Annotated in this window: 3 protein-coding genes; 1 reads left to right on the plus strand and 2 read right to left on the minus strand. The window is 66.2% G+C overall.

Annotation, left to right across the window (positions count from 1 at the left end; genetic code table 11):
* Window positions 1–224, plus strand: a 224-nt coding sequence (locus ACT84W_RS09340) for a P1 family peptidase (RefSeq protein ID WP_444329002.1), incomplete at its 5' end; no start/stop codon positions are given.
* Between the two features lie 9 nt (window positions 225–233).
* Here ACT84W_RS09340 and ACT84W_RS09345 read toward each other — a convergent pair.
* Entirely contained in the window at window positions 234–437 is a 204-nt protein-coding gene (locus ACT84W_RS09345) for a hypothetical protein (protein WP_444329003.1), read from the minus strand.
* A 111-nt stretch (window positions 438–548) separates the two neighbouring features.
* Window positions 549–2,362: leucine--tRNA ligase (leuS, locus tag ACT84W_RS09350; RefSeq protein WP_444329004.1), on the minus strand; the 1,814-nt coding region annotated here is incomplete at its 5' end.

A 2,362-nucleotide genomic window follows, 5' to 3' on the forward strand; every position in this document is an offset into this window, starting at 1 on the left:
ACGGCTCGGGCGACATCTTCCTCGGCTTCACGACGGGTCTTTCGATGGGTGCGGAAGGCAGCGCGTTGCCCACCTGCGAGCGCGTGCCGGAAGAGTCGCTCGATGCGCTCTTCCGTGCCTGCGCGGAGGCGACCGAGGAAGCAGTGCTCGACTCGCTCGTCTCGGCTGAAGCGACGGCCGGGCTCGACGGCACCGTCTACCACAGCCTCACGGAGTTCATCTGATCGCCGCAGCTACATGATCGAGGCAAGCGTCGGAAGCAGCCAAATCAGAAAGATAAGAAGACCGAACGCGGCCACCGTCGCGCCCACAGCCGCAAGGCAGCCCCCGAACGTGACCGGCTGCTCCTTGCCGCGCGGGCGCGTGGCCTCGTCGAGGTACGCGAGCGTCCAGAAGTTCGGCTTGAACCAGCTGCCCTTCTTTCCGTTTTTGCTCATGCAGGAAACCTCCCGGCCATCCGCGCTTCGTCAAGCAAATGATAACGCCCCGCGGCGCCGAGGGAGAATTCCCAGGGAGCCGCGGGGCATATCCGTTTTACAGCGCAAACCCTAGATCGCGACGATGTTGACCAGGCGACCCTTGATGACGATGACCTTCTTGATCTCCTTGCCCTCAAGCTGGTCGGCGACGGCAGCCTTTGCGGCCTCGGCGCACTCGTCGTCGGAGGCGTCGGCGGCGACGGTCACATGACCGCGGACCTTGCCCTTGATCTGGACGGCGATCTCGACCTCATCTGCCTTGGCGAGCTCGGGATCGAACTCGGGCCACGGCTCGTTGTAGACGGAGCCATCGAGGTGCAGGGCCTCGTGGTAGAGCTCCTCGGCCCAGTGCGGGATGATCGGGGCGAGCATGGCGACGATGTCGCGGGCGACGAGGTAGTCGAGCTCGGCGACGCGCTCGGCGGCCGGGGTCTCGACCACGTACTTGCTCGCGGCGTTGACGATCTCCATGGCAGCGCTGATGGCCGTGTTGAACTGCCCGCGGTCGAAGTCGGAGGTGCTGCGGTCGCCGAGGCCGTTCAGGGTGCGGAACAGCTCGCCCGCGTGGCCCTTGAGCGCCTTGTGGTCGAACTCGCCCGCATGCCCGTTCTCGGCAAGCTGCCACACGACGTTCCAGGCACGCTTGATGAAGCGGTTCGCGCCGGCGACGGCCTTGGGGTCCCAGTCGAAGTCCTTCTCGGGCGGCGCGATGAAGAGAATCGCGAGGCGCATGGTGTCGGCGCCGTAGGGCCCGATCACGCTCGAGGGAGGAACGACGTTGCCCTTGGACTTGGACATGACGTCGCCGTTCTCGTCCTTGACCATGCCCTGGCAAAGCAGGTTGGTGAAGGGCTCGTCGACGTCGATCATGCCGAGGTCGCGCAGGACCTTGGTCCAGAAGCGGCTGTAGAGCAGGTGCAGGATGGCGTGCTCGATGCCGCCGATGTAGTTGTCGACGGGCATCCAGCGGTCCACGGCCGCCTTCGAGAAGGGCAGCTCCTCGTTGTGGGGGTCGGTGTAGCGCAGGTAGTACCAAGAAGAGCACGTGAAGGTGTCCATGGTGTCGGTGATGCGCTTGGCAGGCTTGCCGCACTTGGGGCAGGTGGTCTCGTAGAACGGCGCGTACTCGGCGAGGGTCTCGCCGGCGCCGAGGTCGAGGTTCTCGGGCAGGGTGACGGGCAGCTGGTCGTAGGGCACCGGCACGTCGCCGCAGCAGTCGCAGTGGATCATCGGGATGGGGTTGCCCCAGTAGCGCTGACGGCTGATGAGCCAGTCGCGCAGGCGGAACTGGACCTTCTCGCGGCCGATGCCGCGCTCACCGAGCCACTTGATGATGGCGTCGACGGCCTCGGAGTGCTTGCCGCCCTTCAGGCCGGTGAACTCGCCGGACTGGACGAGGTAGCCCTCGGCGACCATGGCGTGGTCCCAGTCGACGGAGGTGACGCGCAGCTCGCGCTCGTCCTTGAGCTCCTCGTAGAGCGGGTCGTCCTTCTCGCAGATGATCGGGGCGATCTCGAGGCCGTACTTCTTTGCGAAGTCGAAGTCGCGCTGGTCGCCGCAGGGGACGCCCATGACGGCGCCGGTGCCGTAGTCCATGAGGACGTAGTCGGCGACCCAGATCGGGGCCGGGCGGCCGTTGATCGGGTTGATGACGTAGCGGCCGGTGAAGACGCCGTGCTTCTCGCGCTCGGAGCCCTGGCGGTCGACGGAGCTGACCTTCTCGGTCGCGGCCTTGAGCTCCTTGAAGGCGGCCTCGTACTCGGTGCCGGAGACGAGCTCGGCGGCAAGGGGGCTCTCGGGCGGGAGCAGGAAGAAGCTCACGCCAAAGAGGGTGTCCGCGCGAGTGGTGAAGACGGTGATCTTGCGGTCGGTGGGCGTCACGC

The sequence above is a fragment of the Paratractidigestivibacter sp. genome, assembly GCF_052362415.1.
Classification (GTDB): Bacteria; Actinomycetota; Coriobacteriia; order Coriobacteriales; family Atopobiaceae; genus Paratractidigestivibacter.

Excerpts from the sequence above, each read along its gene's own strand:
- ACT84W_RS09345 (WP_444329003.1), bottom strand. The coding sequence starts at position 437 with ATGAGCAAAAACGGAAAGAAGGGCAGCTGGTTCAAGCCGAACTTCTGG.